This window comes from Rhodoglobus galactosidasius (assembly GCF_054957775.1).
Genome location: NZ_JBQIAV010000001.1, coordinates 454134 through 478284, shown reverse-complemented (window position 1 = coordinate 478284; position 24151 = coordinate 454134). Strand labels below are relative to the sequence as shown.

At 61.7% G+C, this 24151-nt stretch carries 26 protein-coding genes; 15 read left to right on the top strand and 11 right to left on the bottom strand.

The window, feature by feature from the left end; genetic code table 11:
- The first annotated feature begins 49 nt into the window (after window positions 1-49).
- The 4 genes from ACTJJW_RS02450 to ACTJJW_RS02435 all read left to right on the top strand — a co-directional run bounded on the left by ACTJJW_RS02450 (window position 50) and on the right by ACTJJW_RS02435 (window position 4151).
- Complete coding sequence (locus ACTJJW_RS02450) at window positions 50-436, top strand: chorismate mutase (protein ID WP_462642440.1); 387 nt, start codon at window positions 50-52, stop codon at window positions 434-436.
- Between the two features lie 122 nt (window positions 437-558).
- Entirely contained in the window at window positions 559-804 is a 246-nt protein-coding gene (locus ACTJJW_RS02445) for a hypothetical protein (RefSeq protein WP_462642439.1), read from the top strand.
- 24 nt (window positions 805-828) lie between these two features.
- Complete coding sequence (locus tag ACTJJW_RS02440) at window positions 829-2106, top strand: ATP-grasp domain-containing protein (protein WP_462642438.1); 1278 nt, start codon at window positions 829-831, stop codon at window positions 2104-2106.
- 14 nt (window positions 2107-2120) lie between these two features.
- Entirely contained in the window at window positions 2121-4151 is a 2031-nt protein-coding gene (locus ACTJJW_RS02435) for a CocE/NonD family hydrolase (protein ID WP_462642436.1), read from the top strand.
- Window positions 4152-4186: 35 nt separating this feature from the next.
- Here ACTJJW_RS02435 and ACTJJW_RS02430 read toward each other — a convergent pair whose 3' ends face one another.
- Window positions 4187-5017, bottom strand: coding sequence for a peroxiredoxin family protein (locus ACTJJW_RS02430; RefSeq protein WP_462642435.1), 831 nt, complete (start codon window positions 5015-5017; stop codon window positions 4187-4189).
- Between the two features lies 1 nt (window position 5018).
- A complete protein-coding gene (gene purL, locus ACTJJW_RS02425; RefSeq protein WP_462642433.1) occupies window positions 5019-7328 on the bottom strand; it encodes a phosphoribosylformylglycinamidine synthase subunit PurL in 2310 nt (769 codons plus the stop codon).
- A gap of 134 nt (window positions 7329-7462) precedes the next feature.
- Between purL and ACTJJW_RS02420 the strand changes: the two genes are divergently transcribed.
- The 3 genes from ACTJJW_RS02420 to rhuM all read left to right on the top strand — a co-directional run bounded on the left by ACTJJW_RS02420 (window position 7463) and on the right by rhuM (window position 9174).
- Window positions 7463-7789, top strand: a complete 327-nt coding sequence (locus ACTJJW_RS02420; protein ID WP_462642432.1) for a DUF1643 domain-containing protein — start codon at window positions 7463-7465, stop codon at window positions 7787-7789.
- A 13-nt stretch (window positions 7790-7802) separates the two neighbouring features.
- Window positions 7803-7943, top strand: coding sequence for a YciI family protein (locus ACTJJW_RS02415; protein ID WP_462642482.1), 141 nt, complete (start codon window positions 7803-7805; stop codon window positions 7941-7943).
- Between the two features lie 289 nt (window positions 7944-8232).
- Complete coding sequence (rhuM, locus tag ACTJJW_RS02410) at window positions 8233-9174, top strand: RhuM family protein (RefSeq protein ID WP_462642431.1); 942 nt, start codon at window positions 8233-8235, stop codon at window positions 9172-9174.
- A 538-nt stretch (window positions 9175-9712) separates the two neighbouring features.
- Here the strand turns inward: rhuM and ACTJJW_RS02405 are convergent.
- Entirely contained in the window at window positions 9713-10090 is a 378-nt protein-coding gene (locus ACTJJW_RS02405) for a GntR family transcriptional regulator (protein ID WP_462642430.1), read from the bottom strand.
- Complete coding sequence (locus ACTJJW_RS02400; RefSeq protein ID WP_462642429.1) at window positions 10087-11133, bottom strand: hypothetical protein; 1047 nt, start codon at window positions 11131-11133, stop codon at window positions 10087-10089. The genes ACTJJW_RS02405 and ACTJJW_RS02400 overlap by 4 nt, the downstream gene beginning before the upstream one ends.
- A gap of 335 nt (window positions 11134-11468) precedes the next feature.
- Here ACTJJW_RS02400 and ACTJJW_RS02395 point away from each other — a divergent pair, with 335 nt between their 5' ends.
- From ACTJJW_RS02395 to ACTJJW_RS02380, 4 genes are all read left to right on the top strand, one after another.
- A complete protein-coding gene (locus ACTJJW_RS02395) occupies window positions 11469-12125 on the top strand; it encodes a DUF6226 family protein (RefSeq protein ID WP_462642427.1) in 657 nt (218 codons plus the stop codon).
- A gap of 41 nt (window positions 12126-12166) precedes the next feature.
- The gene (locus ACTJJW_RS02390) at window positions 12167-12388 is read left to right on the top strand and encodes a hypothetical protein (RefSeq protein WP_462642426.1); all 222 of its coding nucleotides are present in this window, start codon (window positions 12167-12169) and stop codon (window positions 12386-12388) included.
- Window positions 12389-12651: 263 nt separating this feature from the next.
- A complete protein-coding gene (locus ACTJJW_RS02385; RefSeq protein ID WP_462642425.1) occupies window positions 12652-13131 on the top strand; it encodes a Fur family transcriptional regulator in 480 nt (159 codons plus the stop codon).
- On the top strand, window positions 13128-14627 hold the full coding sequence (locus ACTJJW_RS02380; RefSeq protein ID WP_462642424.1) for a catalase: 1500 nt from the start codon (window positions 13128-13130) through the stop codon (window positions 14625-14627). Before ACTJJW_RS02385 ends, ACTJJW_RS02380 begins: the two co-directional genes overlap by 4 nt.
- A 117-nt stretch (window positions 14628-14744) precedes the next feature.
- Here the strand turns inward: ACTJJW_RS02380 and ACTJJW_RS02375 are convergent, their stop codons facing one another.
- Window positions 14745-15485 carry a TSUP family transporter gene (locus ACTJJW_RS02375; protein ID WP_462642423.1) on the bottom strand — a complete coding sequence of 247 codons (741 nt, stop codon included), beginning with the start codon at window positions 15483-15485 and terminating at the stop codon, window positions 14745-14747.
- Window positions 15486-15548: 63 nt separating this feature from the next.
- On the bottom strand, window positions 15549-16013 hold the full coding sequence (locus ACTJJW_RS02370) for a GNAT family N-acetyltransferase (RefSeq protein ID WP_462642422.1): 465 nt from the start codon (window positions 16011-16013) through the stop codon (window positions 15549-15551).
- An 86-nt stretch (window positions 16014-16099) separates the two neighbouring features.
- Between ACTJJW_RS02370 and ACTJJW_RS02365 the strand changes: the two genes are divergently transcribed.
- A complete protein-coding gene (locus ACTJJW_RS02365; protein WP_462642421.1) occupies window positions 16100-17221 on the top strand; it encodes a PQQ-dependent sugar dehydrogenase in 1122 nt (373 codons plus the stop codon).
- Window positions 17222-17283: 62 nt separating this feature from the next.
- Here the strand turns inward: ACTJJW_RS02365 and ACTJJW_RS02360 are convergent, their stop codons facing one another.
- Window positions 17284-18666: a DUF2254 domain-containing protein gene (locus ACTJJW_RS02360; protein ID WP_462642419.1), complete on the bottom strand. Its 1383-nt coding sequence runs from the start codon at window positions 18664-18666 to the stop codon at window positions 17284-17286.
- A 96-nt stretch (window positions 18667-18762) separates the two neighbouring features.
- Here ACTJJW_RS02360 and ACTJJW_RS02355 point away from each other — a divergent pair, with 96 nt between their 5' ends.
- A complete protein-coding gene (locus tag ACTJJW_RS02355; RefSeq protein ID WP_462642417.1) occupies window positions 18763-19974 on the top strand; it encodes a mechanosensitive ion channel family protein in 1212 nt (403 codons plus the stop codon).
- 6 nt (window positions 19975-19980) lie between these two features.
- A complete protein-coding gene (locus ACTJJW_RS02350) occupies window positions 19981-20823 on the top strand; it encodes a CPBP family glutamic-type intramembrane protease (protein WP_462642416.1) in 843 nt (280 codons plus the stop codon).
- 10 nt (window positions 20824-20833) lie between these two features.
- On the opposite strand, the gene ACTJJW_RS02345 is transcribed toward ACTJJW_RS02350, so the two are convergent.
- The 3 genes from ACTJJW_RS02345 to purS are packed head-to-tail and all read right to left on the bottom strand — an operon-like array spanning window position 20834 to window position 22268.
- On the bottom strand, window positions 20834-21298 hold the full coding sequence (locus ACTJJW_RS02345) for a DUF3817 domain-containing protein (RefSeq protein WP_462642481.1): 465 nt from the start codon (window positions 21296-21298) through the stop codon (window positions 20834-20836).
- Complete coding sequence (gene purQ, locus ACTJJW_RS02340) at window positions 21298-21996, bottom strand: phosphoribosylformylglycinamidine synthase subunit PurQ (protein WP_462642414.1); 699 nt, start codon at window positions 21994-21996, stop codon at window positions 21298-21300. The genes ACTJJW_RS02345 and purQ overlap by 1 nt, the downstream gene beginning before the upstream one ends.
- On the bottom strand, window positions 21996-22268 hold the full coding sequence (purS, locus tag ACTJJW_RS02335; protein ID WP_462642413.1) for a phosphoribosylformylglycinamidine synthase subunit PurS: 273 nt from the start codon (window positions 22266-22268) through the stop codon (window positions 21996-21998). The genes purQ and purS overlap by 1 nt, the downstream gene beginning before the upstream one ends.
- A 68-nt stretch (window positions 22269-22336) precedes the next feature.
- On the opposite strand from purS, the gene ACTJJW_RS02330 reads away from it, so the two are divergent.
- Window positions 22337-23596: an MFS transporter gene (locus tag ACTJJW_RS02330; RefSeq protein WP_462642411.1), complete on the top strand. Its 1260-nt coding sequence runs from the start codon at window positions 22337-22339 to the stop codon at window positions 23594-23596.
- Here the strand turns inward: ACTJJW_RS02330 and ACTJJW_RS02325 are convergent.
- The gene (locus ACTJJW_RS02325) at window positions 23562-24119 is read right to left on the bottom strand and encodes a YceI family protein (protein WP_462642409.1); all 558 of its coding nucleotides are present in this window, start codon (window positions 24117-24119) and stop codon (window positions 23562-23564) included. The genes ACTJJW_RS02330 and ACTJJW_RS02325 overlap by 35 nt on opposite strands.
- Window positions 24120-24151: the final 32 nt, after the last annotated feature.

Here is a 24151-nt window from a genome sequence, read left to right as displayed (position 1 = left end):
TCGGTTGAAGTGGCCAACAGGTTAGGCTCGCACGCTCTAAAGTCGTTGTATGGCAGCAGGAGATCAGGGCGCGAGCGACACCGGCGCCGACAGCAACGACAACACCGGCACCGAGATCGACCCGGAGGTTCGGGAACAGCTCGTTGGCGCACGACGCAGCATCGACAACATTGATGCCGCGCTCATCCACCTGCTTGCCGAACGCTTCAAGTACACGCAGCAGGTCGGTCGACTCAAAGCCACCAAGGGTCTGCCCGCGTCAGATCCCAATCGTGAACGCACCCAGATTGCTCGCTTGCGGTCGCTAGCCGAAGAGTCACACCTCGACCCGGCCTTTGCCGAGAAGTGGTTCAACTTTGTGGTCGCCGAAGTGATTCACCACCACGAGCAGCTCGCGTCAGGCTCAGAGCCTGAGTCGAGCACCGACGCGAGCTAGACCCGTCGGTCTTAGCGCCACCAATTTTGCGGCATGTCGCGGCTAGTTGATCTGTCAGTTGGGGGCGTTGTTCCGACGGGCTCACTAAGTGAGAGTCCTGATGCGAGTGAGCGAGGCGAAGGATGATCCCGGCTCGCCCCACCCGGTATATGTATGAGCTCCGGGCCGAGGCCCAGCGGCTCAACAACCTCGGTCATGATGGCGGATCGGTAGCTTTCGACGAGGGCGACTTCTCCCATGAGATACTCCTTGAAAATGGCAATCAGTACCGTTATTGGGCCCAACTCAACGGGTACGCCGCAGCCGGTCCTGATATAATCACCCCGCGGGCCAGCCGGTTCGTGCTCCAGTGCTCACTGGCGAGGTAGACCTCGCCATCTGGAAGGCCACCAATGAGCAGAAACATTTTCGTCCTTGGGCTCGACGAGCTCAACCTCTCATCGCTGCGCCGGCTGGCGGATGCCGACCAGTACGATTTTCATCAGCTGCTCACGCGCCCAGAGCTCCAGATCGGAACTGTTTCTGTTCCGGATCTGCTGGACAAGGCCCAGCGCCAACTGGATTCCTTCGATGGTTCCATCGACGCCATCGTGGGCTACTGGGACTTCCCGGTGAGCATGCTGGTCCCTGTGTTGTGTGATCGGTACGGATTGTGTTCGGCAGGCCTCGAAGCCGTCCTCAAATGTGAGCACAAATACTGGAGTCGGCTGGAACAACAGAAGGTGATCGACGAATATGTGCCGTTCGGCCTCCTCGACCTGACTAACGAGAACCCCACCCTTCCGGCGCCTCTCTCCTACCCCGTTTGGATCAAGCCGATCAAGTCGACCGCATCCCAGGGTGCCCTCTATGTCGAGAACGATGAGCAGCTCCGGCAATCCCTGGTTGAGGAGCGCCGGGTGGTTGATCGGATTGGAGGCCCCTTCGCCGATGTCCTTGCCATGGTCGACCTGCCCGCGGAGATCGCCGCGGTCGGCGTCCAGACCTGCTTGGTCGAGGAGGTTGCTAGCGGCCAACAGGTTACCGTCGAGGGCTTCAGTCGCGGCGGCCGAGTCGAAATCTATGGGGTGGTCGACTCAGTCAGCTACAGCGGTGAGTCCAGCTTCCTGCGCTATCAGTACCCCTCCCAACTTATCCCGGAGCGCGTCAAGGATTACATGGGCGAGGTCTCCCGGCGCGTGATCATCGCCCTCGGGCTGAGCAACAGCACCTTCAACATCGAGTACTTCTGGGACGAGACAACCTCACGGCTGAGGCTGCTCGAGGTCAACGCCCGGCACTCCCAGTCGCACGCCCTGCTGTTCGAACTTGTCGACGGTGCGCCCAATCACGCCTACATGCTCGACCTGGCCCTAGATCGTGACCCCCGCCACATTGAGCCGGGGAAGGGGGCGTTCCCCACGGCGGCGAAATGGTTTCTACGGCGCTTCTCCGACGGTCTGGTGCGCCGCGTACCGACGCGCGAGGAGGTAGCCGAGATCGAGCGCAGGATTGTGGGCACTACGGTTTGCGTGATCGCTACGGAGGGGACGAGGCTCTCGGAGATCGATGGCGAAGACAGCTACAGCTACGTCCTGGCGGAAATCTACACCGGCGGAAGCGACGAGCAGGAACTGCGCAAAAAATACACCAGGTGCGTCGAGGCGCTCAACTTCACGATTGACGACTAACCAGGAGGAGCCGGATGCGTACCGTCACCACCTTGCCCTACGAGGTCGAGGAAATCGAACACCTGTGGATTCTCATGTCCGACGGCATTCGGCTTGCCGCTAGGCTGTGGCGACCAGTTCTCGCGGTGCGCGAGCCCGTGCCCGGGGTGCTGGAGATGATCCCGTACCGCAAACGCGACCTCACGGCGCAGCGGGATTCCATCAACCATCCGTACATGGCCGGCTATGGCTACGCCTGCCTCCGAGTCGACCTGCGCGGCAGCGGCGACTCCGAAGGGGTGCTCACCGACGAATACCTTGAGCAGGAGCTCTGCGACGCCGAGGAAGTGTTGGCGTGGATGGCGGCGCAACCCTGGTGCACGGGGCGTACCGGGATGATGGGGATTTCCTGGGGAGGGTTCAACGCCCTGCAGCTGGCCGCGCGTCGACCGCCGGGGCTGGGCGCCATCATCACGGTCTGTTCCTCCGACGACCGTTACGCCGATGATGTGCATTACATGGGCGGCTGTCTGCTCAGCGACAACCTGTCCTGGGCCTCGACGATGTTCGCCTACACCTCCTGCCCGCCCGATCCAGCAATCGTCGGCGATGGCTGGCGCGAAATCTGGTTGGATCGGCTCCAGCACAGCGGGCTGTGGCTCGAGCCGTGGTTGCGACACCAACGCCGCGACGCGTACTGGCAGCGTGGTTCTGTCAAAGAGGACTACTCTGCGATCGAATGCCCGGTGCTCGCGGTGAGCGGCTGGGCGGACGGGTACTCCAATGCGGTGTTCCGACTGCTGTCGGGGCTCCGGGGTCCGGTGCGGGGTTTGATCGGACCGTGGAGCCACAAATACCCGCACTTGGGTCAACCCGGCCCGCCGATCGGGTTCCTGCAAGAGGCCGTCACCTGGTGGGACCACTGGCTGAAGGACAAGCGGGACAACGGCGCGATGGACGGTCCGGCGCTGACCATCTGGATGCAGGACACCGTACGCCCCGCGACCAGCTACAAACACCGCCCGGGGCGCTGGGTGGGCGAGCCGAGCTGGCCCAGCCCGCGCATCGTTGAGACGTCCTACCCGCTGGGACTCAACCGGATCGGCGGGCCGGGGGACTCCCCTGAACCCAGCCCGGAACTGACGGTGCAGTCACCGCTGACAGTGGGGCAGTTCGCAGGAAAATGGTGTTCCTACAACGCCCCTCCAGACATGCCGTACGACCAACGTGAGGAGGACGGCGGCTCGATGGTCTTCGACAGTGACCCGCTGCCCGAACGCCTGGAGGTGCTCGGAGCGCCCCTCGTGGAGCTCGTGCTCTCCGCCGATCGCCCGGTCGCCATGGTGGCCGTGCGGCTGTCCGACGTCGCACCAGACGGCGAGGCGACCAGGGTCAGCTATGGCATATGCAACCTGAACCACTACGGGGGTTCGGATGCCCCACAACGGCTGGAACCGGGTGAACGCCACAGGGTCACAGTGCAACTCAACGGAATGGCGCAGGCGTTCCCCGCGGGGCATCGGCTGCGGATCGCTCTCTCGACGTCGTACTGGCCGATGGTCTGGCCGTCGCCGGAACCGGTGCTGCTGACGGTTGACCCCGGCCAGAGCTCCCTAGTCTTGCCCGTGCGTCCGGTCGGCGTCGACGCCAGGGAACCGGCGCCGCGCTTCGAAGCGGCGGAAGGGGCCGCTCCAATTGTCGTGACCCAGGAGCAACCTGGAGAGCACGTCTGGAACGTTTCCCGCAACCTGGTCGACCTTTCGGGGGCCCTGACGGTGGTCAAAGATCTCGGCGTGGTGCGCTTCAACGACATCGACCTGCTCGTCACGCGCCGGGTGGACGAACGGTATAGCTTCGTCGGGGCAGATTTCTCGTCAGTTCGCGGCGAGACCAACTGGACAATGGGGTTCGAGCGTGGCAAGTGGAGCGTGTATACGACAACGAGAACGGTGCTCAGCTCGACACCCACCGATTTTAACCTCTACGCCGAACTTGACGCCTACGAGGGCGGTCAGCGGGTGATGTCCAAGACGTGGAATATCACGATCCCGCGCGATTGCATCTGAAACCGGACCGACGGCACGCCTCGGCTCAGCAGCGACTAGCGCGCGCGGATGCCGTGCTGATCAAGCACGTCGAGGAACGTGGTCGGTTCGGGGCGCACGCGATGGTTGTCTGTGTGCTCCGCCCAGAGCACCGTTCCGGTGCGGTCGGTGATAATCACGGTCGGCACAACGGTGTCTAGGTCGGTGCCTGCGCTGAACATGACGGGAGTGCCGCCGGACTGCACGATGTCGAGCACGGCAGCGGCCGCGCCATCCGCATCGATGTAGTAGGTCAGCGGGATGTCGAAGCGTTTGGCGAGTTGCACGGTGTCTTCTGGCTTTTGCGGGCTGATGATCGCGACGGCGACCCCACGTTTATCGAGTTCGCGGTACTGCGCGGCGATCTGGCTGACCTGGGCCATGCAGAACGGGCACCAGTTGCCGCGAATGAACATGATCACGTGCGGTTGGTGGGTGAGCACGCTGCTGTCGACAACGTCGCCATCCATGGTGGTGAGTGGGAAGAGGGGCAACGGCTCGTCAACGCGCACCGGTCGTGCGGTGAGGTGCTGCACCGAGTACCAGTAGTTATAGCCGAGAATCACCGCGAGCCCCAGCACGGCAACGAGAACGGCGAACGGCCCCGCAACGATCGCTGCGACAACACCGACGAGCGCAACCGAAAGCTGCACCCATGGATGCCGACGCCGCACGACAACGAGGCGTGTCATCAGGAGCGCCAAATAGAGCGCATACGCGACCCACGGCAGGGCGGCAGCGAACCACCACGGCTGCGACTCTGCGATCGCACGAACGACCACTAACGCGATCATCAAGAGGGCAAGCGTCGCCGTAGCTTCGCCATAGACCGCCTTGAGGAATCGCATGTTAGGCGCCGAATGCCTCCGCGAGCGTTCCGCGGTGTGCTGTGAGCAGCTCCTCGAGGGTGAGGGTGAACTGGTCTTGGATTTCGAGGGCAGGAGCCGCAGCATCCGTGACCCCGATGCGGATCGCGGGGTAGTCGCGACCTTCGCAGAGTCCGCGGAATTTCACGTCGTCTTCGCGCGGGATCGAGACGACCATGCGACCGGTCGATTCGCTGAAGAGTGCGGTTGTGGCGTCGATTCCGTCGCGTTCGAGCAGTTCGCCGAGCCACACGCGTGCGCCAACGCCGAAGCGCATGACGGATTCGGCGAGTGTCTGAGCCAGACCGCCATCGGCGAGGTCATGGGCACTGGCAATGATGTTCTGCTCGTTGCCAGCCTTGATGAGGTCTGCGAGGCGTCGCTCGGCAGCCAGATCAACTTTGGGCGGCAGGCCACCGAGGTGATCGTGAATCGTGCCGGCCCACGCTGAACCGTCTAGCTCGAGCGCGGTGGTGCCGAGCAGGTAGATGTTGTTGCCTTCGTCTTGCCAGCCGCTCGGGATGCGCTCAGCAACGTCGCGGATCAGTCCGAGCACGGCGACCACGGGGGTCGGGTGGATGGGCACATCGCCGGTCTGGTTGTAGAACGAGACGTTTCCGCCGGTGACGGGGATTTCCATCTCGAGGCAACCGTCGGCGAGTCCTTCGACGGCGCGGCTGAACTGCCACATCACTTCGGGGTTCTCGGGGCTACCGAAGTTGAGGCAGTCGCTGACGGCAACCGGGTTGGCGCCGGTGGCGGCAACGTTGCGGAAGGCTTCGGCGAGAGCAATTTGCGCTCCGGCGTAGGGGTCGAGTTGGCAGAAGCGACCATTGGCGTCGGTGGCGACAGAGAAGCCGAGGCCGCTCTCTTCGTCAATGCGCACCATGCCAGCGTCATCCGGGAAGCTCAATGCGGTGTTGCCGAGAACGTAGCGGTCGTACTGGTTGGTGATCCAGCTCTTGTCGGCCAGGTTGGGGCTCGCGAGCAGCTGCAGCATTTGCTCACGCAGCTCTAGGCCATCCTTCGGACGGGCGAGGCCGGATGCGCTGTCGGCCTGAAGCTTGTCGATCCACTTCGGGTACTCGACAGGGCGGTCATAGACGGGGCCATCGATGGCGACGGTGCGCGGCTCAACGTTGACGATTTCTTCGTCGTGCCAGTTGATGATCAGGCGACCGGTGTCGGTGACTTCACCGAGCACACTGGTTTCGACATCCCACTTCTCGACAACTTTGAGGAAGCCTTCGAGCTTTTCGGGCTTCACGATCGCCATCATGCGTTCTTGGCTCTCGGACATCAGAATTTCTTCTGCCGTGAGGGTGGGGTCGCGCAGCAGTACCTTTTCGAGTTCGATGAACATGCCACCGTCACCATTGGAGGCAAGCTCGCTCGTGGCGCAGCTGATGCCGGCAGCGCCGAGGTCTTGGATGCCCTCAACGAGGTCGCCCTGGAAGAGTTCGAGGCAGCACTCAATGAGCACTTTCTCGGCAAAGGGGTCGCCGACCTGAACGGCGGGGCGCTTGGTTGGGCCGCCCTCGCTGAACGAATCGGAGGCGAGGATGGATGCTCCACCGATGCCATCGCCACCGGTGCGGGCACCGAACAGCACAACTTTGTTGCCCACGCCGCGAGCGTTAGCCAGGTGCAGGTCTTCGTGGCGCAGCACTCCAACGGCGAGCGCGTTGACGAGGGGGTTGGCCTGGTACACGGAGTCGAAGTAGGTTTCGCCACCGATGTTGGGTAGGCCCAAGCAGTTGCCGTAGAAGCTGATGCCCGAAACGACACCCTGCGCTACGCGGGCGGTGTCGGGGTTGTCGATGGCGCCGAAGCGGAGCGCATCCATGACGGCTACGGGGCGGGCGCCCATGGAGATGATGTCGCGGACGATTCCGCCGACACCGGTTGCGGCACCCTGGAAGGGTTCGATGTAGCTGGGGTGGTTGTGGCTTTCGATCTTGAAGGTGACAGCCCAACCTTCACCAACGTCGATGACGCCAGCGTTTTCGCCCATGCCGACCATGAGGTTTTTGGTCATGTTCTCGCTGACCTTCTTGCCAAACTGGCGAAGGTAGTTCTTGGAGGACTTGTAGGAGCAGTGCTCACTCCACATGACGGAGTACATCGCGAGTTCGCCGCTCGTGGGGCGGCGGCCCAGAATTTCGCGAATCTTCGCGTACTCGTCGTCTTTCAACCCGAGGGCGCCAAAGGGCTGCTCCTTCTCGGGTGTGGCCGCGGCATTCGACACCGTATCGGCAACATGCTGGCGGGGATTTGTTGACACGTTAGTCACGAGGGGCTTCTCCCGGAAGATTATGGATGCCGGGGCGCTCTCTCCGGCTGCCCCCAGTCTACCTAGCCGCAGGTGGGTGTCGCGCTTGGCCGAATGTCGCGGTATGACACTATGATCTGGCCGGAGGAGGCCCGATGTCTGAGTTCATTTCCGCCACTGCAGACATTCGTGGTGAGTACCGCTACTCGTTGACCCGCGTCTGGGACCCGGCGCTTCCGATGATCACGTTCGTGCTACTCAACCCGAGCACCGCCGACGCGGCGCAGCTCGATCCGACACTGCCTCGGTGCGTCGGTTTCGCGAAGCGCGAGGGATATGGCGGCATCGTGATCCTCAACCTGTACGCGTTCCGCTCCAAGCACCCGAAAGTGATGATGGCCGCGACTTCGCGCGTTGGGCGCCACAAAGGATGGGCGCCCCGGGCACCTGCTCTACGTGCCTGCCAATGTGCCGCTGATTGAGTGGATACCGTAACTGCACCGCGACGGGGAGGCGATCTTCACCGACGGCCCGTTCGTCGAGTCGAAAGAGCACCTTGCTGGCTTCTGGGTCATCACGGCACCCGACCTCGATGTGGCACTCAAAGTCGCTTCGGTGGGGGGCGAAGGTCTGTAACCGGAAGGTCGAGGTGCGCCCGTTCCTATGCAACGGATCTGACTCGTGGGTGGCAATCATCCGATCCCACCAGATGGAATGGGCGCGGGTGGTCGCCAGCCTGAGAACAACGGTCTGTGGGAGCTGGAATCGGGACAGCCTCACAATGCTGACCCGGCCCGCTTGAGGAGACAACCGAACCGACGACAGCCCAACTCTTGCAAAATCTGCAATAGTTGCTCCTAACTGGCCGCGGTCATGCACCATGACCAGTAGAGAATCGCGACCGTATGCGGTGGATGGAGATCCTGTGGCCAAGGTTGAGCTGTACGTGTCCGCGGACGGCTCGGTGAATTTGAACGTTCGCACCGATGGCGAGGCGGTCTGGTTGTCCCAGCTGCAGATGACGACGCTCTTCGGCCGAGACCTCTCGACTATCAGCAGGCACGTCGCGAACGCCAGGCGCGAGGAGCTTTCCGGCCTCCCAACTATTGCAAAATTTGCAATGGTTCAACAAGAGGGTGACCGAACGGTCGAGCGTCAGGTCGATCACTACAACTTGGACGTCGTGCTTTCGGTCGGCTACCGCGTGAAGTCGGCGGAAGGCATCCGATTCCGTCGCTGGGCGAACGATGTACTCACGCGTTACGTGATCGCAGGTATTGCGACCAATGATGCACGGCTCGAACAGATTAACGCGATGGCGCGCGTGCTTGAGCGTTCCAAGAATCCGGAGCTGGTGGGTATCGCAGAGATTCTGGGCCGCTACTCGCCGGCACTCGAATTGCTGGACGAGTACGACCACGGCACGTTGAAGAAACCGCGTGGCACCGAGCCCGCGGAACAGCTCGATTACGTGATCGCGCGGGCCGTCGTCGACGAGCTCGCGCGCCAATTTCCGAAGGACGAGATGTTCGGCTCTGAGCGCGGCGGTTCGTTCCGCGGGATTCTCGGAGCAATTGAACAAACCTACGCAGGCCAGGACTTGTACCCGACAGTGCAGGAGAAAGCGGCCCACCTACTGTACTTCGTGGTCAAGGATCACCCATTCTCGGATGGAAACAAGCGCAGCGCCGCTGGACTGTTCACTTACTACCTCAGCCTGAATGGCGCGCTGCGAGACGGTAACGGTGAGGACATCGTGTCGAGCAATGCCCTTGCTGCTATCACGCTGATGACCGCGATGAGCAGGCCGGATGAAAAAGAGACCATCACCCAACTCGTGACTAACATGCTCGGCGGCGCCCTTTAAGCACGCCATGGGCGCGCTTGAGACGGAGTTTTGATGCCGGTGGCTGCCCGCAAGCCGATCTACTATCGGACACCCTGGACGGCATTGGGCGGTGCCGAAGCCAGAAGACAGTCGAGTGTTCTGCGCGACTAGGAGTCGTACCGTTTAAGGATCCTTGGGTTCAAGCGGTGATTGCAACATCGGTTTGATTTGTTGGGTTCGAGACCCTGAGGTTATGAGACGACTCGGTGATCCCTAAACGCCCGAAGTGCTCTGACGCAGTGGCTCCAATCCAGTTTTGAAGTACTACGCAGCCGCAAATCGGCTCAGCGCAGCGTTTCTGCCCAGACGGGGACGGCGAGCGAGTCTGGGGCAGGGGGGCGGCTGAATTTGGGCCGCGTGTAGCCCAGGTTGCCCCGGGTTTCCTCGCTGGTCCCAGCAGCCGACTACCTGCGTGATTATGACTTCGCGTCGTCATCGAAGCTGAGCATGCAGGCGGTGATGTCGATGGACTGGGATGGCGGCAGCGCGATTGCAGCCGGGTCGATGCGTTGCGTGTTCATGGCGTTTCTGATTCCTTTTGCCAGATGACGCGCAGCACGTCGATGACGTCAGTGGCGTGGGCGCCCGCCGCGTCGGCTTCAGTTACGAGGTCGCGTATGCGCCGGACGACGGCTGCCGGAAGCACGGCGGCCGACTCCGCGACGCGGGTGCCAGCGGCCGTACGGGTGACGACTAGCCCGTCTCGTTCTAGGAGTTTGTATGCTTTTGCGGCGGTGCCGGGAGCCACGCCAAGGTCGCTTGCAGTTTGTCGCACGGTAGGTAGTCGTTCACCGGCGCCGAGCTGGCCTGAGGCGATAATGCCTCGGAACTGCCGGTAGATGTCGAGTGCGGGGCTCGTCTCGTCGGTCGGCACCACGGCAGGCTGTGCGCTCATAGCACGGTCTCGGCCGTCGAGCTGCGCTCGATGCTTTCGCTCGGCTGTGGGAGCGGCCGGGCAGGAAGCAACCGCCGTGCAACGACTAGCAGGAGCACAAATGCAGTGATCTCCATAGCGGGGGCTAGCCAACCAGCGGCGACTGCGACGTTTGCGTAACGCCACGTCAATTCATACACGTCACTTCGACCGTCGCCGTCGATCGTGAGTTGAGAAAACGAGCCGCTCCGGCTAACGAACCGGAACGCACCGCCTAGTGCTAGCAGCATGCCGGCGGTCGCGATGTTTACGACACCCGATGCAATCTCAACGCGAGCACGCTGCTCTGCGCCGACCGTTTCCGGCCGTAGGAACGGCCGTAGCGCGTTGCTTCGAAGCGTTACCCAAGTAACAACGACGAGTGCTGCAACGCAGATGATGACAGGCACCCCGTATGCCCACCCATAGAACCAGGGGCGGACCGGGTCGATCGACGTATTCGGCGCGGGGATTTCGAGGTAAATATACCGACCTCGATCGTCAGGCGACGAGGCTATCCCGGCAGCAATGGTCGTTGCGAGGAAAACGACCGCCAGCGCGCAAGCGCTGATGATGCCAGCCCGGGGACCAAAACTGCTCCAAGTGCGTCGAGTTGTCGACACGACGGGACGCTCGGGTGCGATGGTCCCTTTGAACGCGATGAGGCTCAGCACCACGGCGAGAATAAGGAACGCGGACAACACTGGGGTGGCGTAGCGCCACCAGTCTACCGTGTCCGAAATATTCAACAGATAGCCGCGCACCACGTATTCGATCGCGAAAACGACGATCACTCCAACCGCACCCACACCGAGGGTGCGGCGCTCGAGCACATACTGAGCAGCCGCCGAAGAAACACCGAAGCGAGCACGCCGCACGGAACTAACTCCCTGGCTGCGCACCCGATGCACGAGCGTGACACCCACAAGAAGGAGAGCGGCCAGAACGAGAGAGAATAGCGGAATCCAGAGCGCCGCGGCCAGAAGCTCGAGAAAGCTAAGTGACGAAATTTTGTTCCAGAACACAGTGCCCACTTTCGATTGTTGTGTCATAGTTCTAACACAATTTGTAGCAGTACACCAGTACAAGTTGTTTGGATGGAATCATCCCACGTTTGATGTCGCGCCTTTTTGGTGAGGCTTATCTGCTGTGCCCTCGTGTCGACTCGACCTCAGTCGCTCGTTAGCGATCCATTTCAAAAGCCGAACAGGCCTGTTCGTCCGACTCTTGCGGCAGTGCTCGGAGTGTGCCGTTAGCCGATCCCTAAAAGACGCAATGTTCCGAGCACCCAGAATCAAGACGAACCTTGGCTCACCGAACTGATCGGCAATACCTTGCGAGGCTGGGGGAGGATAGAGAGATGAGTTCGTACCAGAGACCGTCGATCGAAGTGCCAGTGTTCCGCGACGGCGAAGGGCAGGCCATAAAATACGGGAACCGGTGGGCCGCGGGGCCACCGGAAGACACATACTCGGTAGAGACACATCCGGAGCGGTTCGCACCGCTCCACACAGTTGCCGACGCCCTCATCAACCACCTACGTGACACGTACGACGTCGAAGTCGAGGAAAGCGAGGAGGTGGAGGCGGGTCTAATCCGTCCGCCGTTTCACGACGTGGTCCGGGCCGTGCGAATCCGACCGAACGACCCATCGTGCGCAGCTCTGACCGTCGTGCTCACGGCCTATCCTGGGATTTACATGCAGGCTGGACTGCTCAACGACTTTCTGTACCCGGTTTGCGGTTGTGACGCGTGCGACTCCACGTGGGAGGCAGAGGCCGACGAGCTAGAAAGGCAGGTGCACGCTGTCGTCACCGGACACTATCGCGAGAGCATTGAACGCAGGCTAGGCGGCCCCTGGGTCGGGTACAACTTCACCTACCCTGACGGGGACGAGGGGAGTGGGGGGACCCTCGCGAATGGCATCCCTGCAGAGCGGATCAAAGCGGCGAAGCCCATCCTCCGCAAGCTCTCCGATGGATGGTCCGAGTGGCCCCGTGCAGCTTCGTCCTCTTAATCAACACGGCCTCGCTCGCGCGGAGAGATAGAGAGTTTCCAGTGGACTTGCTTACCGCTTGGCACCTGAACTTCGGTCTCCTAGCCGTGCTTCTCATAGCCCTGGTCGAGGCCGTTGTTGTTGCGATTCGCTGGTTCGCATCAAGGTATGCAAGCGACGAGGAACGAGAGCCCGAGAACGCTGTCTCGAATCTCATCGTCTTTGGCAACCGGCCTGCAAGTGTTCAAAACACGGCCTTCCTGCTAGTCGTTGAGGAGAGATGAAACCGCACGCCGTAAGCCGATCCGTAAATGGCACGACGCCTGGTCGCGCAGAACACTAGACTCCTCTCTGTCCTCGGCGCTTCCGGAATCCCGTAAAGGGTGTCCGTGGTGGAATCCCGAAAGGGTTCCCTAACCGGTGTTGCAAAGTGGCGACAGCGGTTGACGATTTGGACGCATGCAGCGGTGCGTTCTATCGCGACCTCGGCTGTATGCTCATCGCATGTTGTCTTGAGTTATTCAAAACAACTGTTAGCCTTGTAGTCATGCAAACAGTGACGGATGAGGCGCTCGCCGACACCCTGCGCGGTGCCGGTCTCAAAGTCACCGAGTCTCGCGTCGCGGTGCTCACGGCTCTCGCTGAGAACCCGCACTCGGACGCTGACACCGTCTTCACATCGGTGCTGCCGAGTCTGCCCGGCACCTCCCTCCAAGCCGTTTACGGAGTGCTCTCCGCGCTCACCACAGCGGGCCTGCTGCGCAAAATCGAACCGGCAGGGTCATCCGCGCTCTATGAACGGCGCACTGGCGACAACCACCACCACCTTGTGTGCACCGAATGCAGTGCCGTGCGCGATGTGGACTGCGTTGTCGGTGCAGCGCCGTGCCTCACGCCATCCGAAGCTGGCGGTTATACCGTGCACACCGCCGAAGTGAACTTCTGGGGCGTCTGCCCCGACTGCCAAGCGCAAACCCTCACATCCACCCAAGCCCTCTCATCCACACAAACAAAGGAGACATCGTGACGAAACCCACGACAACCCAGGCCGGCGCACCCATTGCGAGCGATGAACATTCGCTCACCACGGGTCCCGACGGCGTAACCGCACTTCACGACCGTTTCTTGGTCGAGAAGCTTGCATCCTTCAACCGTGAGCGTGTGCCGGAGCGCAACCCCCACGCCAAGGGTGGTGGAGCATTTGGAGAGTTCGTCGTCACTGAAGACGTGTCGAAGTACACCAAGGCTGCGGTCTTCCAGAAGGGCGCAACGAGCGAAACCATTCTGCGTTTCTCGTCGGTAGCCGGCGAGCAGGGTTCGCCCGACACGTGGCGTGACGTCCGCGGCTTCGCCCTGCGTTTCTACACCACTGAGGGAAACCTCGATATCGTCGGAAACAACACCCCCGTCTTCTTCATTCGTGACGGCATGAAGTTCCCCGACTTCATTCACTCGCAGAAGCGCTTGGGCGACTCAGGCCTGCGCAACGCTGACATGCAGTGGGACTTCTGGACCCTCTCGCCCGAAAGCGCCCACCAAGTCACCTACCTCATGGGCGACCGCGGGTTGTCCAAGTCTTGGCGCCACGTCAACGGCTACAGCTCACACACCTACCAGTGGATCAACGCTGAAGGCGAACGCTTCTGGGTGCAGTACCACTTCCACTCCCGCCAGGGTGTTGAACTAATGGAAGCCGCGGATGCCGAACGCATCGCCGGTGAAGACGCCGACTACTACCGTCGCGACCTCTTCGACTCCATCGCCGCCGGCGACTACCCCACCTGGGACGTTTCGGTGCAAATCATGCCCTACGAGGAAGCAAAGACCTACCGCTTCAACCCCTTCGACCTGACCAAGACCTGGTCGCACGATGACTATCCGTTGATTCCGGTTGGCCACTTCACGCTCAACCGCAACCCGGAAAGCTTCTTCGCACAGATCGAGCAGGCTGCGTTCTCGCCGTCGAACATGGTTCCCGGCACCGATATCAGCCCAGACAAAATGCTGATGGCGCGTGTGTTCTCCTACCCGGATGCCCAGCGCAACCGCATCGGAAGCAACTACAATCAGCTCCCTGTGAACCAGCCGCACGCCTCCGAAGCGCGCAACTACCAGCACGAGGGTGCCATGAACTACAAGATCGGTGATGCTGCAGCACGCACGTATGCACCGAACTCTTACGGCGGACCCGCAGCTCAGCCCGAGCTTGCTGGCGAAGGTGGGTGGGCCAGCGATGGCGAACTCCTCCGTGCCGCAGCAACCCTGCACTCCGAAGACGACGACTTCGGCCAGGCCGGAACGCTCTACCGCGACGTCTTCAGCGCAGAGTCGAAGGCTCGCTTCATCGAAACCCTCACGGGCCAGGGCCGCGGCATCACCGTGCCCGAAATCCTCGAGCGTTTCTACTGGTACTGGGGCAGTGTGGATGCCGAACTCGGCGCCGCCCTTCGCCAGACAGTTCCCGGCAATGGCGAGACCCCCAACGAAGAAGCCGACCCCGTCGGTGTTGGCCCCGCTGAGTAGAGCTGCCACTCTCAGCAGAGCGGTCTGCGCGCAGTAGTGCTGCCGCGGCGAACGAAAACTAGCTAGTGCCGGATGCCCGGCTCCGAGTATTGGGGCCGGGCATCCGTTCGTTAGCGCTTAGCCAGCAAGGCCGAGCGCACCATCCACCACGGCTGCCGTGCCACCAATGTAGGCGAGGATGACGACAGCGATTCGCGCAACGCGGTGACTGATGTGGCGATTGAGTACCTCACCCAGCGCCAGCCCGGCGAGCAGCGAGCCAAGGATGATGATCCAGCTCGCGGCATCCAGCTGGGGTAGTTGCCCGCCAGAGAAGATGGTCTTCGTGATGAGCGAGACAATTCCGACCACGACGAAATACGGCTGCAGTGTTGCGGCAAAATGTGCCTGCGACCACCGAGTGAGCACCGCATAAACGCTGAGGGCTGGCCCTCCAACACCAGCAGCCGTGTTCATGAATCCGGATGCTGCTCCCGCAATGATTGCTGCTGGTCGTGCCGCCACGATGTGGTCTGCTCGTCTGATGAGCAGAGTCACAGTGAGCGCGACAAGAACCAGCACCCCAATGCCGAGCTGCATGACGGGGCCGGGAAGCCGAGTCGCCAGCAACGAACCCGGCACAATGGCGATAACGGCGGGAATCACGAGCCACGCAAAGGTTCGCCATTCAATGAGCCGCCACACTCGCGGAATGATCAGCAGTGCCGAAACGACACCGCAGAGGTTGACCACAAGCACGCCGTCGAATGGACCGAGCAGGATAACGATAAGCGGTGAAGCTACGAGGGCGAAGCCCATACCCGTTATTCGTTGCGACAGCGCACCGATCAGGATGGATATCGCAACGAGAGCAAGCACTGGCCAAGCCTAGAGCGTGCCCGATCCTAGAGCGTGCCCGATCCTAGAGCGTGCTGGGCGGGGCTAGAGCGCCTTGGAGTAGCAGACGCTCAATTCTTCGCCAGCGTAGGCACCGAAGTTGTCTATCCGGCTGTAGCCTTCGCGCTCATAGAACCGCATCGCGTCGGGCTGCGCGGTTCCTGCTTCGAGCACAAGCTCGGTCGCGGACTGCGCTCGGCCCCACTCTTCGAGCCCCTTGAGCACAGCGATGGCGATGCCGGAGCCGCGCTGTGCGGGAGTGACGTACATGCGCTTGATTTCGAAGCCACCATTGTCGAGCTCGCGGAGCCCACCGCAACCCGCTGGAACCCCATCGACGTATGCGATAAGAAACACCATGACTGAGTCGGCGTTTGGCTTGACGCCGGGCTCGTTGTTCGCGGTTTTATAGCGTGCCGTCAGCTCAGCCTGCTGGGCTGACCGCAACATCACCGAGTCGGCGTGCTCGAAGGGAACGCTTCGCAATTCAAGTTCGTCGGTGTCTTCCACGACAGAAGCCTAGTTGCTCTTCCCACGGACGTGCTCGTGTCTTACTCAATCCCCACCAGTCTCACAAACTGTTGAATGATGGAAGTATGCGATGGGGACTTTTCTTAACAGCGGTTGTGGTCGCGTCTGTCGTGCTTGCCGGATGCAGCGCTGCGCCGCAGCCGAGGCCCAGCGGCCAGCCGCCCCTGCCCAGCGCAACTGCGGAACCCGACGACGGACCTGTCACACCGGTCGGCGACCCGACGGTGCTCGTCACCGGACTCACCTCACCCTGGTCCGTCGTGCGCCTGACGAGCGGTTCCAGCCTGATCAGCGAGCGCGACACCGGCACAGTGCTCGAGTACACCACCTCCGGCACGGTGCGCGAGGTGGGCGTTGTCGCTGGGGTTGCGCACGGCGGTGAAGGAGGCTTGCTCGGCCTTGCTGTCGCCGGTGACTCCGGGACCGCCCTGTTCGCCTACCTGACCACAGAAACCGACAACCGCATTGTGCGGATGCTGCTGATCGGCGCACCGGGAAGCTACACCCTTGGGCCGGCAGAGCCGATCCTGACCGGCATCGCCAAAGCCGGAAACCACAACGGCGGACGGATCGCCTTCGGTCCCAACGGAATGCTCTACGCGACGGTCGGCGACGCAGGCACGCCGTCGCGGGCGCAAGACCCGAATTCCCTGAACGGCAAGATCCTACGCATGAAACCGGACGGCACGGTACCACCAGACAACCCGTTCGCCGGCTCCCTCGTCTACTCACTCGGCCACCGCAACCCGCAAGGGTTGGCTTGGGATGACAGCGGGCTGCTGTGGGCGTCCGAGTTCGGCCAGAACACCTGGGACGAGTTCAACCGGATCGAGCCGGGCAAGAACTACGGCTGGCCGGACGTGGAGGGCATCGGCAACACACCCGGTTATGTCGACCCAGTGTACCAGTGGACGACGTCCGAGGCCAGCCCCAGTGGTCTCGCCTACGTTCGCGACACATTCTTTATGGCAGCGCTGCGTGGCCAGCGACTGTGGGCTATCTATCCCGGCCCGCCCGTGAACGCTGGGGACTGGTTCCCACAGCAGTTTGGTCGACTCCGCGACGCAGTTCCCGGCCCCGACGGGTCACTATGGGTGCTCACAAACAACACTGACGGTCGTGGGAGCCCGCGCGAAGGCGACGACACACTGCTGCAGATCCAGCTCGCACCGCTTCGCGAAGGCTAGTTTGTGCGCACACGGAACAGGGCCACTCTCAGCCTTGATTCCTGAGCCCAAATTCGCCGCAATTAGACCCACCGTTGATCCAGCGTGGCCGCGCGTGCTGCATCGGCAAACTCCGTGAAGCGTTGTCGCTCAACATAGTCGTAGCTTTCGCCAGCGACGGATGCCTCTAACCGCTCGATCTGTTGGAGCACAGCGGCGGTCTGTTCGGGTCGTCGCGCGCGATAGCCAACCTCTTGCAAAATTTGGAACAGGCGCTCAACCACCCCGGGGTCGCTCGAGCCGTACCGGCGCGGTTGCGTCATCGCAATTTCGAGCAGACTTACGAAATCGTGGGTTTTGATGATGACCCGCACGAGGTCATCATCGTCGGTGAGTCCCGTCGATTGAATCGGCAGGTCGGCAATCGAGCAGAGAGTTGCCGAGATGTGCCCGAGGGTGTGCACGGCAGTTGTGGGGTCGTTGACTCCCGGTGAGAGCGCCCGTGCGGTGATATCGACGAGCTGTAGGATTCCAAACCCAATGTCTTGGCTGGCGGTGCGCTCGTGCGCAAGATCGACCGCGCCCGCTATTGCGTGATTGATTTCATCGCGCTCGTCATCGTTCAGATGCTGAAGGGCGTCCCTGGGCCACCAGCGGGCCAAGGGAGTGCCGCCGACGACGTGATGACCAACCGCATGTTCTTCGCGGACAACAAGATTGTGCTTGATCGCAACGGCCAAGAGTCGCGAGCGGTCGGTCAAACGAATGAAGCCCGACCGCGTTGCCAGACTGAGTTCAATGCGTTCGGTTGGCGGCCATTCCGGAAGCTCCGTGCGCCCGGTTGCCATCGTGGATGCCACGAGCTCGATGGTCTTGCTGGTTTCGACATATACCTGCCGCATTGTGGTCTCAATGCGGAGCTGCCTCGCGAGGTGTGCCAAGAACAGGACGAGCATTGCAACGCTCGCGAGAGTCAACAACGAAGCAAGAGTTACCGCGAGTCGCGGCACGATCGGGTCAATGCTGTCTGAGCCATCCTGAACAGTGCGCAGCACCGTCAGCGAGTAGGCGAAAGTGCCGACGAAGACGGCGAGCGTCCACTGCACGGTTGGATTTTTAAGGAAGGTGCGCAGCACCCGTGGTGAGGCCTGACTGCTGGCCAACTGCAGTGCAACAATCGTCAGCGAGAACGTCAGCGAGGTCGCAGTGATGAGAGATCCTGCGACGGCGGAGAGTACCGCTCGGGCGCTCTCTGGCCCTCCAGCGAACAGCAGATCCTTAAAGCCAGGAGCAAGCGAAGAGTCGATGGCGCGATCAACGAGGGGCAGAATTATCCCCAGAGCAACTGCGACGATGATGAACAGAGTCGGCAGCGGCCACAACTCTGTGGCGATCGATGCGCGAAGGGTTGCGATCCACCGGCGAAAGGAACTGCGTCGTGCACTCTGTGTTGCTGCTTCGCCCATTGCGCCCCTCTCAGATTGCCCTAGTTAATCACGTCAGGCGCCACCATGGTGAGTGCCCGTAGGCTAGTGCAACGCGAATGAAAGGAAATCTCTCGAGTGTTCGAATGGAAATCGTGGCTGGGGCTCATCGTTGCCGTCGTGATCGCACTTATTGCCGTCGTGATCGTTGTGGGATCGATCGCGCTCATTGTGCGGATGATCGCCCACCTTAGGCCGGGAGTGTACGCGACCCTGGCGCCGGTTCGTCAGCGCCTCAGAGTGCTGATCGCGCTCTTAGCGGTGTGGATCGCGGTCACCGCAACAATCCCGATTGTCGACGAGAAAACCCTCGACATCATCGACAACGTGTTCCTTGTCGCCGCCATCGCGATCGGCGGTTGGCTGATGGTGTCTGTCATGAACCTGTTGCTCGGCCGCGCGCTCACTCGCTACCCCATTGATGTGCCCGATAACCGGGTTGCGCGCCGAGTGCGCACGCAGGTGCAAGTGCTACGCCGCGTGCTCACCGCCGTCATCGTGATCGTCACTATTGGCGCCATCCTCTTGACGCTCCCCGGAGCTCAAACCCTCGGCGCAAGCGTTCTTGCCTCGGCTGGACTCATCAGCGTTGTCGCCGGTATCGCGGCACAGTCCGCTCTTGCCAACGTGTTTGCGGGCATGCAGCTCGCTTTTAGCGACGCCATCCGAGTCGACGATGTTGTCGTCGCCGACGGCGAATGGGGCCGCATCGAAGAAATCACCCTCACTTACATTGTGGTGAGCATCTGGGATCAGCGCCGTCTCGTGCTGCCATCCACCTACTTCACCACCACGCCATTCCAGAACTGGACGCGCAACGCCACCGAGCTGCTCGGAGAGGTCAACTTTGACCTCGACTGGCGGGTCAGTATCGACCAGATGCGAACGCAACTGAAGAAGATTGTTGCTGAAACCGACCTGTGGGATGGGCGCACCGCCAACATCCAAGTCGTCGACACCACCGGTGGCTATGTTCGCGTTCGCGTGCTCGTCAGTGCTGCAGACTCCGGCGCCCAGTGGGACCTCCGCACTCATGTGCGCGAAGAGATGGTCGATTGGCTGCAAGCCAAGAACCCCGCCGCCCTGCCTCGCACTCGAGTGCTCATGGTCGAAAATGAAGCCCGTGCTCGCAGCAAGGCCTCCTCAGAGACTCAAGATCGCGGACTGTTCAGTGGCAGCGCCGAAGCTGATGCGCGTCGTCAAGAGTTCACCGGTGCGATCCCCGTGCAAGAAAATGTTCCCGAAAACGCGCCAGACGCTGCGCCTTACAGCGTTCCGGAGAAAGACTAAAACACTATGCCATCGCTCGACAGTGCTGCAGCGACCGTCCCCCTCAGCTCACGCAGCTGGGGGCTCCTTCCCGCAGCACTGCTGAGCGGATCGGCGGTGCTGCTCTTCTCGTTGCGGCTGCCGTTGCTCGGCTACGTGGTCGTGGCGATCGCGCTCGCCGCAGCCTGGCTCACCGACCGCCGCAAGCACACCGAAGGCTTGGCGAAAGATCTCCTGCTGATCGCCTCGGGCATGGTCATCGTCTCCACGATCTCGGTCGCCGCCGACATCAGCTGGGGCAACTTCTTTTTGATGGGATTCGTGCTGGCTGCGGCTGTAGCCGTGCCGTATGCGCTGTCACGGTTCGTGTTCAAGGACCGCACCATCCGCTTTTCGTGGCGGGGCGGATGGCCGTGGAACCGTGTTCAGTGGGGCTACCTGTTCTTGGTGCTCTTCCTCGGCTGGCTCATCCTGCCGTTCTACTTCATCACGAGCGGTGTCTACCTCAATTGGCCCGCCGTCACGACCCCCGATGAGATCGGTCGACTTTTCGTTGGCGTGAACGCTGTCGGCACCTGGGATGAGTTGTTCTTCATCATCACCGTCTTCGTGCTGTTCCGTCGACACTTCCCGGTGTGGCAGGCGAACCTGCTGCAGATGGTGATCTTCGTGTCATTCCTGTGGGAACTCGGCTACCAGTCATGGGGCCCACTGTTGACGATCCCGTTCGCCCTGCTGCAGGGCTGGATCTACTCCACCACCAAATCGCTCGTCTACGTACTGAGCGTGCACCTGCTCTTCGACGCCGTGGTGTTCTTAGTGATAGTGCACGCGAGAAACCCGGGAGTTATTCCGTTCTTCCTGTTGTAGCGTTCGCTAGCTACTCGCCGCCGCCGGGAGGACCCGCGGTGATCAGCACAACGTAGAGCAGCACAACGGCCGCGGCAATGAGCAGCACAAGAATGTACGGGTGCTTCAGGAACCACCGCATCGTGCGGTCAACCCAACCGGCATCGCGGGGGTGATCGCTGGCTTCAGTGCGCCACAGGCCATCTAGGCGCCCGGTGCGGGCAAGCCACAACTCAACCGGGATGGTGGCGTAAGGAATAACTGCGCTGCCGATGGTGAGAATGGCGGTGCCGACGCTCCAACGCTGGTTCACCGTCAATAACACGGCGGTGGCACCGTAGGCGAGGAAGACGAAACCGTGGATTGCCCCACCGATCGACACCGCGACATCCAACCCCACCGTGGCGCGCACGATGAGGCCAGTGATGAGCAGCGTCCAGGTGACCGCTTCAGCGAAAGCGAGAACGCGGAAAAGTGCCTTGGGGGTAGCAAACATCATGCGTTTGCCATCAATGAACTGATCGCGCTCGTGAAGAATGTGAGACCGTCGGTGCCGGAACGCATTGCAACACGGGTGTCTGGGCCAAAGCCAGCCTCGGTGGCGTGCTCGGGATGCGGCATCAAACCAACAACGTTGCCGCGCGCATTCGAGATGCCGGCAATGTCATTCGCTGACCCGTTGGGGTTGACCTCGAGGTAGCGGAACACAACCTGGCCTTCGCCCTCAAGACGGTCGAGCGTCTCTTGATCAGCGATGTAGCCGCCCTCGCCGTTCTTCAACGGGATGATGATCTCTTCGTCTTCTTTGAAGCCATTGCTCCACGCCGTGGACGTGTTCTCGACGCGCAGCTTCTGATCGCGGCAGACAAAGTCACCGTGATCGTTGCGCACGAGACCGCCGGGAAGAAGGTGTGACTCCACCAAAATCTGGAAACCGTTGCAGATGCCCAGAACCGGCATCCCGCCGTTGGCTGCAGCAATAACCTCGCTCATGATGGGAGAGTGGGCCGCGATAGCGCCCGCACGCAGGTAGTCACCGTAGCTGAAACCACCGGGCAACACGATCGCGTCAACGTTCTTGAGGTCGTGGTCGCCGTGCCACAGAGCTACCGGCTCACCGCCACCCAACTTGACCGCACGCTGAGCGTCGCGATCATCAAGCGAACCCGGAAAAGTGATGACTCCGACGCGCACTATGCGCCCTGAGTATCGTCAGCGGGGCGTGCCTCACCGACGTAAATGACATCTTCGATCACCGTGTTGGCGAGAAGATCGTTCGCGATCTCACGCACCTCAGCCAGCAGCTCATCAGTGATCGAGCCCTCAACGGTGAGCTCAAAACGCTTACCGATGCGCACCGAAGTGAACTCGCTCTTGCCGAGACGGACGAGGGCGCCAGCTACAGCTTTGCCCTGAGGATCGAGGATTTCAGCCTTAGGCATTACCTCGACAACGATTATTGGCACCGAATCACTCCAGGATTTCGCGCGGGTGGATGGCACAAGTCTAGCGGAGCGTGCACCAGACTGTAGCCATGGACATTGACCGCGCAGTGCAATCCCGTATCGTCAAAACACTCGTTGCGGGCCAAGTGCTTGCGGGGCTCGGACTGGGAGCAACGGTTGCGGTCGGAGCGATTCTGGCTGCCGATCTGGGCGGTGAAGCGCTCTCGGGCGCGGCAGCGACATCCAGCACGCTCGGTGCAGCTTTGGTGTCGATTCCTCTTGCTCGGCTTGCGCAGCGGTGGGGACGACGCCCGGCACTCGCGCTCGGCGCCGGTGTTGCGGCCGGTGGCTCGCTCATCACCGTGCTGGCTATTGGGGTCGCGTTCTTCCCCTTGCTGATTCTTGGCTTTGCGATGCTCGGCGTTGGTACAGCGGTCGGCCTTCAGGCGCGATTTGCGGCGACGGATGTTGCGGCTCCCGAACACCGGGGGCGTGACTTGTCGCTCGTGGTCTGGTCAACAACGATCGGCGCCGTTGCGGGCCCCAACCTTATTGGCCCTGGCGAAACGGTCGCACAGTGGCTATCGCTGCCCACCAACACGGGTTCGTTTGTCTTTGCGATTGCGGCCCAGCTAGCCGCGATGGTGCTCTACCTTGTTGCGCTACGACCCGACCCGCTCGTGCTTGCAGGCAATAAGCCTGTCGAGCCTGCGGCTGCAGCGGATGCTGGAATAGTCCGCGGTCGCGGGCCGCTGATCTTTGCGATCGCTGCAATCGCGATCAGCCATGCGGTGATGGTGTCGATCATGGCAATGACGCCCGTGCATCTGGTCCAGCAGGGAGCCAGTCTCACGATCGTTGGCTTTACTATTAGCCTGCATATCGCCGGAATGTACGCGCTCTCCCCGGTCTTCGGTTGGGCGAGTGACCGCTATGGCCGCATCCCGACCATTTTGCTTGGCCAAGTGTTCTTCGTGGCGGCAGTGCTAGTGGTGGCGCTTGGTCAACTGAGCAACGTCGCCGTGACGGTGGGGCTCGTATTGCTTGGGTTGGGCTGGAGCGCCTCGACTGTTGCTGGCTCTGCGCTCGTCGCCGACCTCTCCACTGGAGCAATGCGACTGCGCATTCAGGGTCGAAGTGACACGATCATGAGCCTCGCCGGCGCGGTCGGCGGAGGCTTCGCCGGGCCCATCTTGACGTTCGTCGGCTACGCCGGACTCGCGTGGGGTGCAGGCGTGCTGGTGCTCATCGTTGCTGCCGCGGCACTGGTGGTGTGGCGCATCAAACCCGCCACACCACCGGTGCCGGTGGAGGCTACTTCTGGAGCACAGCCTGAAGGTCGAACGTGAGGGTGATGTCTTCTCCGAGGAGAATGCCACCGGTCTCGAGTGCGGCGTTGTAGTTGATGCCGAAGTCGGTGCGGTTGATGACGGTGCTGGCGCTCACCGCAGCCACGGTCTGGCCGTAGGGGTTGGTGGCGATGCCCCCAAATTCACCCTTGAGGGTGGCGGGCTTGGTGACGCCGCGGAGCGTGAGCTCGCCGTCAATGGTCAGGTCGTCGCCATCGATGTCGACGGAGGTCGACGTGAACGTTGCGGTGGGGAACTCCTCCACGTTGAAGAAGTCGTTGGTGCGCAGGTGGCCGTCGCGGTCAGGCTGGTTGGTGTTGATGGTGGACATGTCGACGGTGGCGGTGACCGAATTCTCGGCGGGCACATCAGAGGTAACGATGGCGCCGGAGAAACCGTCGAACGTTCCGCGTACCTTGCTGATCATGAGGTGCTTGACCGTGAACGCAACTGTTGAGTGCGTGGGGTCGAGCTGCCAGGTTCCGGCGGCGAAGTTGGTGTGGGTTTCAAGAGAAGTAGTCATGTCTCCGTGAAACGGCGGAGAGCCAGTGGTTA